This window comes from Rhizobium sp. BK619 (assembly GCF_014195245.1).
In the GTDB taxonomy this organism is placed as follows: Bacteria; Pseudomonadota; Alphaproteobacteria; order Rhizobiales; family Rhizobiaceae; genus Rhizobium; species Rhizobium acidisoli.
In genome coordinates, this window is the sequence record NZ_JACIBH010000010.1 from 238,866 (window position 1) to 253,619 (window position 14,754).

The 14,754-nt window shown below is 60.1% G+C and carries 15 protein-coding genes; 8 read left to right on the top strand and 7 right to left on the bottom strand.

The window, feature by feature from the left end; genetic code table 11:
• Positions 1 to 91 precede the first annotated feature (91 nt).
• Entirely contained in the window at positions 92 to 1,636 is a 1,545-nt protein-coding gene (locus FHX14_RS20505; protein WP_184378392.1) for a hypothetical protein, read from the bottom strand.
• A 343-nt stretch (positions 1,637 to 1,979) separates the two neighbouring features.
• Between FHX14_RS20505 and FHX14_RS20510 the strand changes: the two genes are divergently transcribed.
• The 5 genes from FHX14_RS20510 (at position 1,980) to FHX14_RS20530 (ending at position 7,136) form a co-directional block, all read left to right on the top strand.
• Entirely contained in the window at positions 1,980 to 2,588 is a 609-nt protein-coding gene (locus FHX14_RS20510) for a 50S ribosomal protein L25/general stress protein Ctc (protein ID WP_003593080.1), read from the top strand.
• 190 nt (positions 2,589 to 2,778) lie between these two features.
• Positions 2,779 to 5,127 (top strand): EAL domain-containing protein, encoded by a 2,349-nt coding sequence (locus tag FHX14_RS20515; protein WP_184378394.1) that lies wholly within the window; start codon positions 2,779 to 2,781, stop codon positions 5,125 to 5,127.
• Positions 5,128 to 5,143: 16 nt separating this feature from the next.
• Positions 5,144 to 5,857 (top strand): transporter substrate-binding domain-containing protein, encoded by a 714-nt coding sequence (locus FHX14_RS20520; RefSeq protein WP_184378460.1) that lies wholly within the window; start codon positions 5,144 to 5,146, stop codon positions 5,855 to 5,857.
• A gap of 89 nt (positions 5,858 to 5,946) precedes the next feature.
• Positions 5,947 to 6,678 carry an aminoacyl-tRNA hydrolase gene (pth, locus tag FHX14_RS20525; RefSeq protein WP_003593077.1) on the top strand — a complete coding sequence of 244 codons (732 nt, stop codon included), beginning with the start codon at positions 5,947 to 5,949 and terminating at the stop codon, positions 6,676 to 6,678.
• Complete coding sequence (locus tag FHX14_RS20530; protein WP_184378396.1) at positions 6,675 to 7,136, top strand: GNAT family N-acetyltransferase; 462 nt, start codon at positions 6,675 to 6,677, stop codon at positions 7,134 to 7,136. Before pth ends, FHX14_RS20530 begins: the two co-directional genes overlap by 4 nt.
• A gap of 58 nt (positions 7,137 to 7,194) precedes the next feature.
• Here the strand turns inward: FHX14_RS20530 and clpS are convergent, their stop codons facing one another.
• Positions 7,195 to 7,506, bottom strand: a complete 312-nt coding sequence (clpS, locus tag FHX14_RS20535) for an ATP-dependent Clp protease adapter ClpS (RefSeq protein WP_003593075.1) — start codon at positions 7,504 to 7,506, stop codon at positions 7,195 to 7,197.
• 324 nt (positions 7,507 to 7,830) lie between these two features.
• On the opposite strand from clpS, the gene ychF reads away from it, so the two are divergent.
• The gene (gene ychF, locus FHX14_RS20540; protein ID WP_003593074.1) at positions 7,831 to 8,934 is read left to right on the top strand and encodes a redox-regulated ATPase YchF; all 1,104 of its coding nucleotides are present in this window, start codon (positions 7,831 to 7,833) and stop codon (positions 8,932 to 8,934) included.
• An 18-nt stretch (positions 8,935 to 8,952) separates the two neighbouring features.
• Here ychF and FHX14_RS20545 read toward each other — a convergent pair whose 3' ends face one another.
• Entirely contained in the window at positions 8,953 to 10,026 is a 1,074-nt protein-coding gene (locus FHX14_RS20545) for a hypothetical protein (RefSeq protein WP_003593072.1), read from the bottom strand.
• 79 nt (positions 10,027 to 10,105) lie between these two features.
• Between FHX14_RS20545 and FHX14_RS20550 the strand changes: the two genes are divergently transcribed.
• Entirely contained in the window at positions 10,106 to 10,570 is a 465-nt protein-coding gene (locus FHX14_RS20550) for a MaoC family dehydratase (RefSeq protein WP_003593070.1), read from the top strand.
• Positions 10,567 to 11,034 (top strand): MaoC family dehydratase, encoded by a 468-nt coding sequence (locus FHX14_RS20555; RefSeq protein WP_003593068.1) that lies wholly within the window; start codon positions 10,567 to 10,569, stop codon positions 11,032 to 11,034. The genes FHX14_RS20550 and FHX14_RS20555 overlap by 4 nt, the downstream gene beginning before the upstream one ends.
• Before the next feature lie 23 nt (positions 11,035 to 11,057).
• Here the strand turns inward: FHX14_RS20555 and FHX14_RS20560 are convergent, their stop codons facing one another.
• The 4 genes from FHX14_RS20560 to petA all read right to left on the bottom strand — a co-directional run bounded on the left by FHX14_RS20560 (position 11,058) and on the right by petA (position 14,574).
• Positions 11,058 to 11,603, bottom strand: a complete 546-nt coding sequence (locus FHX14_RS20560) for an adenine phosphoribosyltransferase (protein ID WP_003581166.1) — start codon at positions 11,601 to 11,603, stop codon at positions 11,058 to 11,060.
• Positions 11,604 to 11,790: 187 nt separating this feature from the next.
• A complete protein-coding gene (locus FHX14_RS20565; RefSeq protein ID WP_003593065.1) occupies positions 11,791 to 12,675 on the bottom strand; it encodes a cytochrome c1 in 885 nt (294 codons plus the stop codon).
• 25 nt (positions 12,676 to 12,700) lie between these two features.
• Positions 12,701 to 13,981, bottom strand: coding sequence for a cytochrome b N-terminal domain-containing protein (locus FHX14_RS20570; protein ID WP_003593064.1), 1,281 nt, complete (start codon positions 13,979 to 13,981; stop codon positions 12,701 to 12,703).
• A 14-nt stretch (positions 13,982 to 13,995) separates the two neighbouring features.
• On the bottom strand, positions 13,996 to 14,574 hold the full coding sequence (gene petA / locus FHX14_RS20575) for a ubiquinol-cytochrome c reductase iron-sulfur subunit (RefSeq protein ID WP_003593062.1): 579 nt from the start codon (positions 14,572 to 14,574) through the stop codon (positions 13,996 to 13,998).
• Positions 14,575 to 14,754: the final 180 nt, after the last annotated feature.

Here is a 14,754-nt window from a genome sequence, read left to right on the forward strand (position 1 = left end):
AGGATGACGCCGGGTAAAGAACGGAGTTGGTCAACAAGCTGAAGCCGACACAAGGCCGGCCTCTTTTATTTCTTATCCCGATTGATAACGCTCAAGGCTGCTGCGGCGGCGCAGGTACCGCGTCCTCACCCTGATCCGGTTCCTGCTCCGGGTCTGGCACCAGCCCCTGATCTTGATCCGGGCCGTCCGCTTCCTTGACCACCTGTCCGTTGACGGAGATCGCGCCGTCGCGGCTGATGCTGATATCCCAGCGCGAGCGGCCATCGGTATCGGTCTTTGCGAAGCCCTTCACCATCATGATGCCGAAGGAAACCTGGTTGAGATCAGGATCCGTTTTGGCAAGCTCCTGAACCGCGGCGATCGTTTTGTCGAGATCGCGGGCAAGGATGGTCGCCTCCATCGAATAGTCCTTCTCGGTGTCGACCCGTCCCTCGATCTTGCCGGTCACGTCGATGTCGTAGACATTCGACTTGGCGCTGATCTTCGGAAACTCGACCGTGACCCGGCCGTCGCGGAAGAGCTTCTTGCCCATCTCCTCGCCGCTCGCCTCCGGCGCATTTTCCTTGAAATCCATCGCCATCAAGGCATCGCCAAAGCTGGCAAAGTCCAGATTCGGCACGGCAAGCTGCAGATCGAAGCTGGTCGGCATGAATGTCGAATAGCTTGGCGGCATCAGCGGACTGTCGAGGCTGATGTCATGCGCATTCATGCCGAAGCCGAAACGCATCGCGTCGCTCGGCCCGTCCATGGCCACGTTATAGCCGAACTGCTTGACGCCGCCATTGCCCATCTGAGTGCTGACGGTCAGGTTGTTGACACCGATCGTCTCGCTGAACGAGGCAAGAAGCGGGAAAGATTCCTTGAGTATCCCCTTCACCTTGGCGCTGTTTTCGGGGCTCAGCTCCTTCTCGTCGGCATGATCGAGAATGAAGAAGACCATCTCGCGGATCTGCTTGGCCGGCAGAGCGTTTATCTTGGCTTCGACATCAATCGAGTCGGCACGGATTTCAACGGGCGGCATTTGCGCGCCGGAAACCTGCTCGACGAAAGTCGACGCCGAGCCGCTGCCGACGATATCAATACGCCCGTTGCCGCCGGCACTGTCGGTCGAACTCAGCTTCTGATCCATGCTGGCGATGCTGGCGCTGACTTCTTCGGTCTCGGACTTGCTGGTGAGCTTGATGTCCTTGGCCGTGGCGGTGCTGGAGCGCAGATAGCTGATCGCCGGATCGAAGACTCCGGCATAGACAAGCGAAGCGATGGAATAGGAGAAATCCGTCGGCTTTTCGTCGGGTCCTTTGAAATGACCGGAGACATCGAACTTATTGTCGCCTTCGATGTTCCAGAGGCCGCTGTCGAGCGGTGTGGCAAAGGTCGAGAACGGCGTCAATCCGTTGATGGTGAATTTAGAAGGGTCAGCTTTGGAAAGCAGCTTTGCCAGATCGTAGATGATTTCGTAGCGTGTGCCCGTCGGATTGACGGTGATCAGGCCGCTCTTTGCCAGATCCTCGGGAAGCAGCTTCGTCAGGTTGCCCTTGAGCGCATCGGCGCCGTTCTGGTTGATCTCGACACCCTGGGCGGTGGTGACAAGGCAAAGTGCCAGCAAGCTCGTTGCCGTGACAAGTTTAAGACGCATAGTCCGATTTCTCCTCAGCCGCTTTTTTGATTGCGGCATCCAAAGAGGGGAAGCGCGCCGATGTCAACCTCAGCTATAGCGGGACTGCTGATTTCGCCGCTTTGCGGGGCTGCGAAATTCGCAGCAGGCGCAAACATCGCCTTCCCGAACGCGGCATTCGGCTTGCCAGAAACAAGCCTGATCCGCAACTTGCGTTTCCGAGCGACTTATAATATAGGCCACCGGTCCGTGTAGACACCCTTGGAGGCAACGCGGATGAGGATGGGGAAACCCGCCTCCGGTTCGACGGAACAAGGCTTTTGCCCGCCGCCGAACTCTCCAAATAACCTCGAAAGGAATAGCCATGAGCCAGGAAACTTACGAGCTCAAGGCCGAGGCGCGCGAACGGGTTGGTAAGGGGTCCGCCCGTGAACTTCGCCGCAACGGTTTGATTCCCGCTGTCATCTATGGTGACAAGCAGGCCCCCATTTCCATCGCTCTCAACACCAATGAGGTGACGAAGCGCATTCATGCCGGTGGTTTCATGACCACCGTGGCGACGATCGAAGTCGACGGCAAGAAATACAAGGTTCTGCCGAAGGACTACCAGCTCGATCCGGTCCGTGACTTCACGATGCATGTCGATTTTCTGCGCGTCTCCGCCAATACCCAGGTGACCGTCGAAATCCCGGTTCACTTCATCAACGAAGAGAAGTCCCAGGGCCTCAAGGTCGGCGGCGTTCTGAACATCGTTCGCCATGAAGTCGAAGTTCATTGCCCGGCCGATGCGATCCCGGAATTCTTCAACGTTGACCTCAGCGGCAAGAAGATCGGCGACAGCATCCATATTTCGGAAGTCACTCTTCCGAAGGGCGTCACCACCGTGATCGACCGCGACTTCACGATCGCGACCATCATCGCTCCGGCTGCCGGCATCGATGAGAGCGCCGCGGAAGGCGAAGCCGAAGCCTGATCGCTTCGACATTTGTAAAGCATACGGCCCGCTTTCCCGTGAACTGGGAAGGCGGGCTTTTCGTTGCCCGGCAAGCCCCTGTTTCAGCAACATTTAACGTATTCATGAAAGCATGCTTCGTCAGCTGCAAAGAAGCCCGCCTTAGCGCGCGACAGCAGATAAGGGTGGGCCTGGGGGAGTAGACGGAACCATGAACAATTCCGTTGAGAACAGATTTTTTGGAATTGTTTGCGGAGCGCTGCTCGTTTTTGTCGCTCCCCTCTTTGTTCTCTTCCTTTTTCTTTCCTCGGAACGGGCCGACAAGGAAATACGCGATCACATTTCCGTTCTCCTTGTCGCCAATGCCCAGGCGCTGGCAAAGCCACTCTGGGACCTCGATGAGGAGAGTGTCACCCAGATCAGCGCGACGGTCGTTTCGCAAGGGGCCATCGTCAAGGTCGAGGTGCGTGATCAGTCGGGCCAGCTCGACATCAGTCAGTCCACCATTCCGCGCTCCTTCGACGGCAAGCTCGTGCAGGTGTCGCGCGCCATCATCTACAACACCGTCGACGGTCCGAAGAACCTCGGCAGCATCAGCGTCTACTATCCCGCGCTCGGTTTGTTTTCCGGTCTGAAGCAAGAAGAGGTCGTATTCATCTCGATCTTCATCTTCGCGGTTCTGGCGGTTTTCGGCACCGCGCTGATCGGCAACCGGTTCTTCGTCATCCAGCCGCTGATGCGGCTGACGGCAGCGATCGAGGCCACCCGGCAGCTCGGCTCCCGCCACCATGTCGACTGGCAGTCGAACGACGAGATGGGACGGCTTGCCCGCAGCTTCAACGAGATGCAGACAAAGCTCGAAAGCGAGGAGAAGGAGCTGAAGTTCGCCCATCGCCGCGCCACGGACATCTATAATCTGACGCCCGCCATGCTTTTTTCGCTCGACGAGGAAGACCGTATCACCGCCGTCAGCGATTACTGGCTGCTTGCCACCGGTTATAACCGCGCCGCCGTCATCGGCCGCAACTTCGCGGATCTCGTGACATCGACCACCCGCGACAAGTTCAAGCGCCGCCAGGCGGAAAGCGGCATTGCTGTCACCGTCAAGTTCGTCTGCCTGGACGGCCGCACCATGGACGTCCTCATCATGGAGTCGGAGGCGGAAGCCGGCGCTCACGACCGCCTCTCGCTGTCGGTCATGACCGATGTGACCGAACTCAAGGCATCTGAGGACCGCAACCACCGCCAGGCGATCACCGATCACCTGACCGGGTTGCTCAATCGCCAGGGCTTCGAAGCCGTCCTCGACAACAAGATCGCCGCCGCCGACGCGGCCGGCCAGGAGCTCGCCTGCCTCTTCGTCGATCTGGATCGCTTCAAGTGGATCAACGACAATATGGGCCATGCCGCCGGCGACATGGCGCTGATCGAGCTCGTCGAGCGCCTGAAGACCTATCTCGCTCCCTCCGATGAGGCGGCCCGTCTCGGCGGCGACGAATTTGCCATCCTGCTGCCGGCGAAGGATGCCGAAAAACGCGCCAGGATGATGTGCGAGCAGATCGCCTCGATCTTCGAAACGCCGTTTGCCCCCGACATGCATCTGAGTGCTTCCGTCGGCATCGCCATTTATCCGCATCATGCCGCAACCGCCGCCGAACTGCTGCAAAAATCGGATCTGGCAATGTATGCCAAGAAACGCGACGGCAAGAATGGCGCGCAGCTTTTCGACAACGCCATGCTCGACCGTGCCCGCAGCCGCGCCGAGATCGAGGCCAATATCGAATCCGGCCTCGTCGACAACTGGTTCGAGGCCTTCCTGCAGCCGATCGTCAATCTGAACGGCCGCGGTATTGCCGGTTTCGAAGCCCTGATGCGCCTCAACCATCCGCAGAAAGGCTTGATGCCGCCGGCCGAGATCATCAGCGTTGCCGAGGAGACAGGAAAAATCGTCCGCGTCGGCAATGTCATCATGGATAAGGCGATCGCCAATCTCGCGAAGATCTCCCGCATATCCGGCATGCAGGATAGCTATCTCGCCATCAACTTCTCGCCCCTGCAGTTCGAGCCGGCGCTGCCGGCCCGGCTTGCCGCCATCGTCGGTCGCCATGGCATCCATCCAGAGCGCATTGTTGTCGAGATCACCGAAGCCGTGCTGATGCACGACAATCCGCAGATCCGCATGATCGTCACCGAGCTTCGCCGCTTCGGTTGCCGTATCGCGCTCGATGATTTCGGCACCGGCTATTCGTCACTGAGCTACCTCAACCGCTTTCCTGTCGACATCATCAAGATCGACCAGTCCTTCACCCGCGCGATCAACGATGGCGACGATGACGTGCGCCAGAAGAGCCGCATGCTGATCGAAGGCATTACCACGCTCTCTCACAAGATGAACTGCACCGTCATCGCCGAGGGTATCGAGACCGAAGAGGAATGCCGCACGCTCCACCAGATGGGGCTTGATTATGGCCAGGGTTACCTCTTCCATCGTCCGAAACACGCAGCCGTACTCATCGAGGAACTGATGGCCTCGGAAGCGGCCGTCGCACGCGCCTCATGAACAAGGAGATGAGATGATGAAAAAGCTCCTGCTTCTCGCATGCCTGGCGCTGCCCTGCGCCGCCCATGCGCAAACGGTGACTTTCACCACTGAGGATTACGCCCCCTTCAATTATCGCGACGGCAAGGAGATCAAAGGCGCGACCGTCGACCAGGTCGAAAAGGTGATGGCCGCGATCGGCGTCGACTACACGATCGAGATCATGCCCTGGGCACGCGCCTTCAGCCTCGCCCGCACCGCACCGATGACCTGCGTCTTCGCGACCGCTCACAACAGCGCACGCGACCCCATGTTCAAATGGGTGGAGCCGCTGCTGATCGACCGCAACATCCTGATAACCCGCAAAGGCTCGGGCGTCACCGTCAGCAATCTGGACGAGGCGAAGAAATATACGATCGGCACGCAGCGCGAAGATTATACCGAGACGATCCTGAAGGAGAAGGGCTTCACCAAGCTCGATGTCGCCAGCGATTTCAACGCAACGCTGCGCAAGCTGCTCGGCGGGCGCATCGACATGATGCCGATCTCAGAACTTTATTTCGAAAAGCTGAAGGCCGACCAGCCGGTGGAAATGGTGACCGTGCTCTCCGCCCAACCGATGAGCATTGCCTGCGAGAAGAGCTTTCCGGACGATCTGCGCGCCAGAATGCAGGCGGCCCTCGACAAGCTGATCGCCGATGGCGACCAGAAGCAGATCTTCCAGAAATACGGCATGAACCTCTCGGAGTGACGCGGCCGGCGGGCTTGCCCTTTCCGCTTGACTTTGCTCTCGTTTCCGGGTGGTGAACGTGGGCAAAAGTTAAGCGAGGACGACAGGCCATGCTGATCATCGCGGGTCTCGGCAATCCCGGCGGCAAATACGCCGGCAACCGCCACAATATCGGCTTTATGGCCGTCGACGCCATTCATCGGCGCCACAGCTTTTCACCCTGGTCGAAAAAGTTCAGGGCCGAGATTGCCGAAGGCGAGCTCGGCGGCGAGAAGGTGCTGCTGATCAAGCCGCAGACCTTCATGAACCTCTCCGGCGAGGCCGTCGGCGAAGCGATGCGCTTCTACAAGCTCCAGCCCGCCGATCTTGTCGCGATCTATGACGAACTCGACCTTCCCGCGGGCAAGGCACGGCTGAAGACCGGCGGCGGCCATGGCGGCCATAACGGCATCAAGTCACTGGACGCCCATTGCGGCAAGGAGTACCGGCGGCTGCGCCTCGGCATCGGGCACCCCGGCATCAAGGAAATGGTGCAGAACCACGTGCTCGGCGATTTCGCCAAGGCTGACAAGGCTTGGCTGGAGCCGCTTCTCGATACCCTCGCCGACAATGCCGACATGCTGGTGCGAAACGAGGATTCGCAGCTGATGAACAAGATCGCGCTGGCACTTGGCGGCAAGGCCGAGGAGGAGAAGCCGCGGAAGGACAACAAGACGACCGAAAAGAAGCCGGCCGGCCAGTCGCATATACACCAGGCGCGCAATCACAATCAGCCGAAGGTGCTGGCCACCGGCCCAATGGCCGATATTCTGAAGAAGATGTTCGGCAACAAGGGGGAATGACGCCGGTGCCGGATCAGAACTTCGCCATCCGGCCGGCCGCCGCCGGCGACCTTCCCGGGCTGACCACCCTCTACCAGCATTTGAACCCGGCCGATCCGGTTCTCGACAAGCCCGTGGCCGAAGAGCTGTTCTCCACCGTCCTCGCCCAGCCCGGCATGATCGTATTCATTGGCTTTGCCGGCGATATCCCCGCCGCGACTGCCACCTTGATCGTCGTGCCGAACCTGACGCGCAACGGCGCCTCCTATGCGTTAATTGAAAACGTCGTCACCCACGCCGATCACCGCCAGCGCGGTTATGCCGGCGCGGTCATCAGTCACGCAGTGACTGAGGCTTGGAAGGCCGGCTGTTACAAGGTGATGCTGCTCACCGGCTCGAAGAACCCGGCGACGCTGCGCTTCTACGAAAATTGTGGTTTCGTGCGGGATAAGACCGGTTTTCAGATCCGCCGGCCCTAGAACAGGATGTCATGAGAAAACCGCTCACACTTTTCGGCATCATGCTCTGAAGCAAAACTTATTCCTCCGGCTCTGTCGTGAACATCAGCGGAAAGCCCATCTCCTTGGCGAGATCGATGCCCTCCTTGGCCTTGGTCTCGGCGATGTCCCTGGCGCAGACCACGACCACGCAGGAGCCGAGCTTGTGGGCGGTCATCATCACCCGATAGCCGGTCTCCTCGCTCATGCGGAAGACGGCCTTCAGGATCACGATGACGAACTCACGCGGGGTATAGTCGTCATTGACGAGGATGACCTTGTAGAGCTTCGGCTTGTCCAGCTTCGGCTTCACCTTGGTCTTCGGTTTCAGGGCAACGTCATTGTCACTCATCGGAAAATCCACCCGTCGATGACATGGTCAGGAATCTTCAAAACAACTAATCATTGTCGATGACGAATTTTCGACGGTCCACGGTCGCTGCCTCCACCAATCAGGAGGAAAAGCCCGCTGGCTTGAGACCGGCACGGCTATTGCGGCCAGGCAAGAGCAATCTGACAAAATCCGCAATGCATCGAAACCGAAATCGCCCTCCAAAATAGGCCGCCACCGTTCCGTGAGCAAGTGAGCAACGCTAAAAGCTCGCTAAGACTTGACCACATTGCTCCTTTATCCCATAGGCACCAGCAAGAAATTCAAGAACAGCAGGTTTTAGCCATGGGCTTCAAATGCGGCATCGTCGGTCTGCCGAACGTCGGCAAATCGACCCTCTTCAACGCGCTCACCAAGACGGCGGCCGCACAGGCGGCGAACTATCCCTTCTGCACCATCGAGCCGAACACCGGTGAAGTCGCCGTGCCCGATCCGCGCATGCGCAAGCTTGCCGACATCGCCAAGTCGAAAGAACTGATCCCGACCCGCATCTCCTTCGTCGACATCGCCGGCCTGGTGCGTGGCGCCTCGAAGGGTGAAGGCCTCGGCAACCAGTTCCTTGCCAATATCCGTGAAGTCGACGCCATCGTGCATGTGCTGCGTTGCTTTGAAGACAGCGACATCACCCATGTCGAGGGCCGCATCAATCCCGTCGCCGATGCCGAGACCATCGAGACCGAGCTGATGCTCGCCGACCTCGAAAGCCTCGAGCGCCGCACCGAGCAGACGCGCAAGCGCGCGACCAGCAAGGACAAGGAATCGATGGCGATGCTGCCGATCATGGAAGCGTCGCTGAAATTGCTCAACGAAGGCAAGCCGGTGCGCACGCTGCTGTCGACGCTGGATGCCGAGGAAATCGCCATCCTCAAGGGTCTCAATCTCCTGACCTCGCACCCGGTGCTCTATGTCTGCAACGTCGCCGAGGCCGAGGCTTCGACCGGCAACGAATTCACCGAGGCCGTCGCCGTCATGGCTCGGGAACAGGGTGCCGAAACCGTCGTCATCTCGGCGGCGATCGAGGCCGAGGTCGCTCAGCTTCCCGAGGATGAGGCCAAGGAATTCCTCTCCGCCCTCGACCTTGACGAAGCAGGCCTCGACCGGCTGATCCGCGCCGGATACAAGCTGCTCCACCTCATCACCTATTTCACCGTCGGCCCGAAGGAAACGCGTGCCTGGACGATCGAGCGCGGTACCAAGGCGCCGCAGGCCGCCGGCGTCATCCATTCGGATTTCGAGCGCGGCTTCATCCGCGCCAACACCATCGCCTATGACGATTACATCAAGTACAACGGCGAAGTCGGCGCCAAGGATGCCGGCAAGGCGCGTGACGAAGGCAAGGAATACGTCGTCCAGGACGGCGACGTTATCCACTTCCGTTTCAATACCTGATGCGAACAGGCTGCCGCCTCAACCCGGCGGCAGCCTGTTTGCAATTGCCGGCGGCAGGGCGCGCAGCACCAGTCGCCGAAGCGGCATCCAACCGGTGCCGATGATCAATACGATCGCGCCGACGACGATCAGCGTCGTGAAGATGTAGGTGTCGACCGTGGCGCTTCCCTGCCTGAAGACGCTGAAGATCGCAACGCCGAGCGACAGCAGCCCCGAGGTCACGAAGGCGCGCCGGTCGATGATGAGACCGATCAACATCAGCGCCGCCACCGTCGCAACGACCACGGGCGTCCGGGCCGACATGTTTGCCAGGTCGAAGATACGACCACCTTCTCCGAAAGACATGAGGGAAACGGTGCTGTAGAGCAGCGCCGGCGCTGCGCCGAGATGCAGCCAGAATGCAATATCCGAGCGCGTTGTCCGGCGCAGCCGGTCGCCGAAATCGAAATAGAGCGCCGTCGCGAAGAGGCCGAGCGCGCAAAGAAGGGAGATCGCAGCCAGCAGGGCGAGATGATCGACGAAAAATGCCGGATTGCCACTTAGCCATTGCACCAAGCGCAAAAGCAAGGTGAGCGCCAGGGCAAGCGTCGACATGATGGCCAGCGCCAGCGACAAGGGCACGCGATAGCGGGCATAGTAGACGGCGAGAAGGATCGGGAAACCGGCGACGAACTGCGTCAACTCTGCTCCGATTTCCGAGGTCCACGGTGTGAAGACGCGGGACATCAGCAAGAATGTCCAGCAGAACAGGGCGATCGTCAGGCTGACGGCCGGCAAAGCGAGCCGCTGGCGGCGCACCAGGATTTCCGAAAGCACGATGATAGCAGCCGGCACGGCATAAAGCGGCGCAAGGCCCCAGAGACCGATGAGCGCCACGACGACGCCGATGGTGATCAGCACGTCGTGAAACCCTCGCACGAAACGCGGCGTCTCCGTGTCTGACCATGCCTCTCCCTCGGCGGCGATTATAGGCTGAGGCCCGACGACGGCCACGCCGCGCTCGGTCAGGAAGGGCAGAAGCTGTCCGCCTGCCTCCGGCGAAATCAGCCCCTGGCGCGCCGCCTCGTCGAGTATCGACCTCAGTTCCGTCATGCCGGTTATCTCCCCGGAATCATTGAGCCCGCGCAGATGCTATTGTAAGCATTGTGCGCTGCATATGGCGGAGGAGAAAATGTCGGCAGAAAAGCTTACCTTCGAGGACTTCCAGCCCGGTCGACGCTTCGCCCTCGGCCCGAAGCTGGTGCTCGCCGAAGAGATCATCGAATTCGCACAGGAATTCGATCCGCAGCCGATGCATCTCGATGAGGCTGCCGGCCGCGCCAGCATCCTCGGCGGTCTCGCCGCCTCCGGCTGGCATACCTCCTCGATGCTGATGCGCATGATGGCCGACAGCTATATCCTGAACGCGCTCTGTGAGGGCGCGCCGGGCATCGACCTGATGGAATGGCGAAAGCCGGTGCTTTCAGGGGACACGCTGCAGGGTCACTCGACCGTGCTTGAAGCCCGCCCGATGCGCTCGCGCCCCGGCATGGGCATCGCCAAGTTCCGCCACGAGGTGGAAAACCAGCGTGGCGAACTCGTCTGCCTCTCGGAAAATTCGGTCATGATCCGCATGCGCCCGGAGATTGCAGCATGAGAATGTCCGAACTTTACCCCATCGGTGAAAAGGCCGAAATCGGCAGCTACACCTTCACCGAGGAAAACATCATCCGCTTCGCCGAGCGCTACGATCCGCAGCGTTTTCACGTCGACAAGGCAGCAGCCAAGGATACCCTCTTCGGCGGCCTTTGCGCTTCGGGCTGGCACACCACCGCCGCCTGGATGCGAACCTTCCTCGCCTTCTGGAAAAGCCAGAGCGTCGCGCTTTCGCAAAGGGGCCTGAAGGCGCCGAACCTCGGCCCTTCGCCGGGCTTCCAGAAACTGCAATGGCTGCGGCCGATCTTCCCGGGCGACGTCGTGACCTACTCCGTTGCCCTGCTCTCCAGCCGGCCGCTCGCATCGCGGCCGGGCTGGCACCTCAACACCATTCTCTGCGAGGGCGTCAATCAGAACGGCGAAGCCGTCATGCGCTTCGAAAGCGGCGTGCTCGAATTCGACTGAGGCCGCCGGCATCCGATATGGGCTTAGTGCCCGGAGAATTCGACCAGTGTGTGCACGACGACGCCGAGCTCTTCCAGCTTCTTGCGACCGCCGAGATCCGGCAGATCGATGACGAAGCAGGCACCGACCACCTCAGCGCCGATCTGTCGCAGCAGCTTGGTAGCGCCCACGGCCGTACCGCCGGTGGCGATCAGGTCATCGACAAGGATCACCTTCTCGCCGGGCTGCACCGCATCGCGATGCATCTCCATCTCGTCGACGCCATATTCCAGGCTGTAGGCGATGCGCACGGTCTCATGCGGCAGCTTGCCCTTCTTGCGGATCGGCACGAAGCCGGAGGAAAGCTGGTGCGCCACCGCACCGCCGAGAATGAAGCCGCGTGCCTCCATGCCGGCGATCTTGTCGATCTTCGTACCCGCATAGGGCTGCACGAGCTCATCGACGGCCCGGCGGAACGCCCGGGGGTTGCCGAGCAACGTGGTGATGTCGCGGAAGATGATGCCGGGCTTGGGATAGTCTGGAATGGAGCGGATGCTGGCTGCGAGTTCCGAAGTCGTATTCTTGTCCATGGAAAGTCCGTATCTACAAGCGCATGAAACCAGAGCATGATGCCGAAAAGTGCGAGCGGTTTTCGGACGACATCATGCTCGAACCATTAGTTTGGAACAGGATGGCGGCACCCTATCAATTGCCAGGGGCGGAACCAACAAAAAAGGCGGCCCTCAAGCCGCCTTTCAAAATTCAGGCAAGGAGCGCTCAATGCTCCTTGTTGGCGTAGACCGAGCGCTTCGTCAGGTAGATCAGCACCGTGAAGATCGCCAGGAAGACCATGACCATGAAACCGGTGCGCTTGCGCTCCTCGAGATGCGGCTCGGCAGCCCACATCAGGAAGGAGGAGACGTCCTTGGAATACTGGTCGACGGTCTGCGGCGCGCCGTCGTCATAGGTCACCTGGCCGTCCGATAGCGGCTTCGGCATGGCGAGGACGGCGGCGGCATGGAAATACGGGTTGTAATGTCCGCCCTGCGGCACCTGGAAGCCGGCCGGCGGCTCTTCATAGCCGGTCAGCAGCGCGTGGATATAATCCGGGCCGTTCTCCTGATACTGCGTGAAGATGTCGAAGACGAATTGCGGGAAGCCGCGCTCGACTTCGCGGGCCTTGGCGATCAGCGAAAAGTCAGGCGGAGCCGCGCCGTTGTTGGAAGCAGCAGCCGCCTCCGCATTGGCGAAAGGCGCCGGGAAGTGGTCGGAAGGGACCGCCTTGCGGGTAAACATCTCGCCCGCCGCATTCGGCCCGTCCTGGACTTCGTAATTCGCGGCGAAAGCCTTCACCTGCGCCTCGTTATAGCCGAGCTCGTCGAGCATGCGGAAAGGCACGAGGTTCATCGAATGGCAGGCGGAACAGACTTCGGTGTAGACCTTGAGGCCGCGCTGAAGCTGGGCCTTGTCGTAATGGCCGAACGGACCGGCGAAAGTCCATTCCTCCTCCTTCGGCTCCTTCAGCGGATAGTGCGGCGTCGCACCTTCCTCGTGATGGGCGGGTGCTGCTCCATTGGCGGGCGTCGCTTCCTGGGCCAAGGCTGCACTGCCGAGAACGGCAGCGACTGCGAGCGAAAGAATGCTTGCAACAAGCGTTTTCATATTTCTGTTTCCTTCCGCCGCTCGCTTACGCATTGGCCGCTGCATTGGCAGCAACTGTCTTGTTGCGCTTTTCGAGCACCGCTTCGGTGATCGAGTTCGGGATGCGGCGCGGTGTTTCCACCAAGCCGAGAACTGGCATCGCGACCAGGAAGAAAGCAAAGTAGAGAAGCGTGCAGATCTGTGAAATCGTGGTGAACAGGCCTTCCGCCGGTTGCGAGCCGAGCCAGCCGAGGATGATCGCATTGATCACGAACAGCCAGAAGAACAGCTTGTACCAGGGACGGTAGACGGCCGAGCGGACCTTGGAGGTGTCGAGCCAGGGCAGGAAGAACAGCACGATGATCGCGCCGAACATGACGAGCACGCCGCCGAGCTTGGAGTCGATCGGGCCGACGTTGAAGGTGATCGAGCGCAGCATTGCGTAGAACGGCAGGAAGTACCATTCCGGAACGATGTGGGCCGGCGTCTTCAACGGGTCTGCCGGGATGTAGTTGTCGGCATGGCCGAGGAAGTTCGGCAGGTAGAAGACGAAATAGGCATAGACCAGCAGGAAGACGGAGACGCCGAGCGCATCCTTCATCGTCGCATAAGGCGTGAAACGCACCGTGTCCGTCTTTGTCTTGACCTCGATGCCGGTCGGGTTCGTCTGGCCGGTGACGTGCAGCGCCCAGATGTGCAGAACGACGACGCCGGCGATCATGAAGGGCAGCAGGTAGTGCAGCGAGAAGAAGCGGTTCAGCGTCGGCTGATCGACGGCGAAGCCGCCAAGCAGGAACTGCTGGATCCATTCGCCGACCAGCGGAAAGGCCGAGAAGAAGCCGGTAATGACGGTCGCGCCCCAGAAGGACATCTGGCCCCAGGGCAGAACATAGCCCATGAAGCCGGTCGCCATCATCAGGAGGTAGATGACGACACCGAGGATCCAGAGGATTTCGCGCGGCGCCTTGTAGGAACCGTAATAGAGGCCGCGGGCAATGTGCAGGTAAACGGCAACGAAGAAGAAGGAAGCGCCGTTGGCATGCATATAGCGCAGCAGCCAGCCGTGGTTGACGTCACGCATGATCTTTTCAACAGAGTTGAAGGCCAGCGACGTGTCGGCGGCATAATGCATGGCGAGCGTAACGCCTGTCAGGATCTGTACGATCAGCATGACGGCGAGCATGGCGCCGAAGGTATAGGCATAGTTCAGGTTTCTCGGAACCGGATATGCAATGAAGCTGTCATAGACCATGCGCGGCAAAGGCAGGCGCGCATCGACCCATTTCTCAAGGCCGGTTGATGGCTCGTAGCTGGAATGGCCACTCATTAATCAGTCTCCCCTCAACCGATCTTGATCTTGGTATCGGATATAAATGAAAAGGTCGGAATCGCCAGATTCTGCGGCGCAGGACCCTTACGGATGCGGCCGGCCGTATCGTAGACCGAGCCATGGCAGGGACAGAACCAACCATTATATTCGCCGGCCTGGCCGAGCGGAACGCAGCCGAGATGAGTGCAGGTGCCGACCATGACGATCCAGTTTTCTTTGTCCTTGCCGCCTGAACGGTCAACGCCCGTTGCCTGAGCCTCCGGCGGCAGGTTGGCATTGCGGGCGACCGGATCCTTGAGATCCGCCAGCGGAACATCGGCGGCGGCCTTCACTTCTTCAGGCGTACGGTTACGAATGAAGATCGGCTTGCCGCGCCACTTGACCGTCAGTGACATGCCGGGCTCGAGGCTCGCAACATCGACTTCGATGGAGGCCAGTGCCAGCGTCGACGCATCCGGCCGCATCTGGTCGACGAACGGCCAGGCAACCGCGACGGCGCCGACAGCGCCCGCCATACCAGTGGTGAGATAAAGGAAATCACGGCGAGTAGGCTCTGTCGAAGCCTCGCTTGTCGTTACGTGTTCGCTCACGGCCTAACCATCCTCTGCGCAATTATTGCGGAATTCCGCCCTGCCCCCTCTGCCGGCGAATCGATCTGGACACAATTCGGCCATAGATTCCCCGGCAATCCGGCGCGTTCTAAGCTTGATCGCAAATTATGTCCAGCCTTGGCAAGGGGACGAGGGCACAATGTCGCGGGAATTTCCGAT

Bases quoted from the DNA above. Each gene is read 5' to 3' on its own strand.
- FHX14_RS20505 (WP_184378392.1), bottom strand. From the start codon at position 1,636: ATGCGTCTTAAACTTGTCACGGCAACGAGCTTGCTGGCACTTTGCCTT.
- FHX14_RS20510 (WP_003593080.1), top strand. From the start codon at position 1,980: ATGAGCCAGGAAACTTACGAGCTCAAGGCCGAGGCGCGCGAACGGGTT.
- FHX14_RS20515 (WP_184378394.1), top strand. From the start codon at position 2,779: ATGAACAATTCCGTTGAGAACAGATTTTTTGGAATTGTTTGCGGAGCG.
- FHX14_RS20520 (WP_184378460.1), top strand. From the start codon at position 5,144: ATGAAAAAGCTCCTGCTTCTCGCATGCCTGGCGCTGCCCTGCGCCGCC.
- pth (WP_003593077.1), top strand. From the start codon at position 5,947: ATGCTGATCATCGCGGGTCTCGGCAATCCCGGCGGCAAATACGCCGGC.
- FHX14_RS20530 (WP_184378396.1), top strand. From the start codon at position 6,675: ATGACGCCGGTGCCGGATCAGAACTTCGCCATCCGGCCGGCCGCCGCC.
- clpS (WP_003593075.1), bottom strand. From the start codon at position 7,506: ATGAGTGACAATGACGTTGCCCTGAAACCGAAGACCAAGGTGAAGCCG.
- ychF (WP_003593074.1), top strand. From the start codon at position 7,831: ATGGGCTTCAAATGCGGCATCGTCGGTCTGCCGAACGTCGGCAAATCG.
- FHX14_RS20545 (WP_003593072.1), bottom strand. From the start codon at position 10,026: ATGACGGAACTGAGGTCGATACTCGACGAGGCGGCGCGCCAGGGGCTG.
- FHX14_RS20550 (WP_003593070.1), top strand. From the start codon at position 10,106: ATGTCGGCAGAAAAGCTTACCTTCGAGGACTTCCAGCCCGGTCGACGC.
- FHX14_RS20555 (WP_003593068.1), top strand. From the start codon at position 10,567: ATGAGAATGTCCGAACTTTACCCCATCGGTGAAAAGGCCGAAATCGGC.
- FHX14_RS20560 (WP_003581166.1), bottom strand. From the start codon at position 11,603: ATGGACAAGAATACGACTTCGGAACTCGCAGCCAGCATCCGCTCCATT.
- FHX14_RS20565 (WP_003593065.1), bottom strand. From the start codon at position 12,675: ATGAAAACGCTTGTTGCAAGCATTCTTTCGCTCGCAGTCGCTGCCGTT.
- FHX14_RS20570 (WP_003593064.1), bottom strand. From the start codon at position 13,981: ATGAGTGGCCATTCCAGCTACGAGCCATCAACCGGCCTTGAGAAATGG.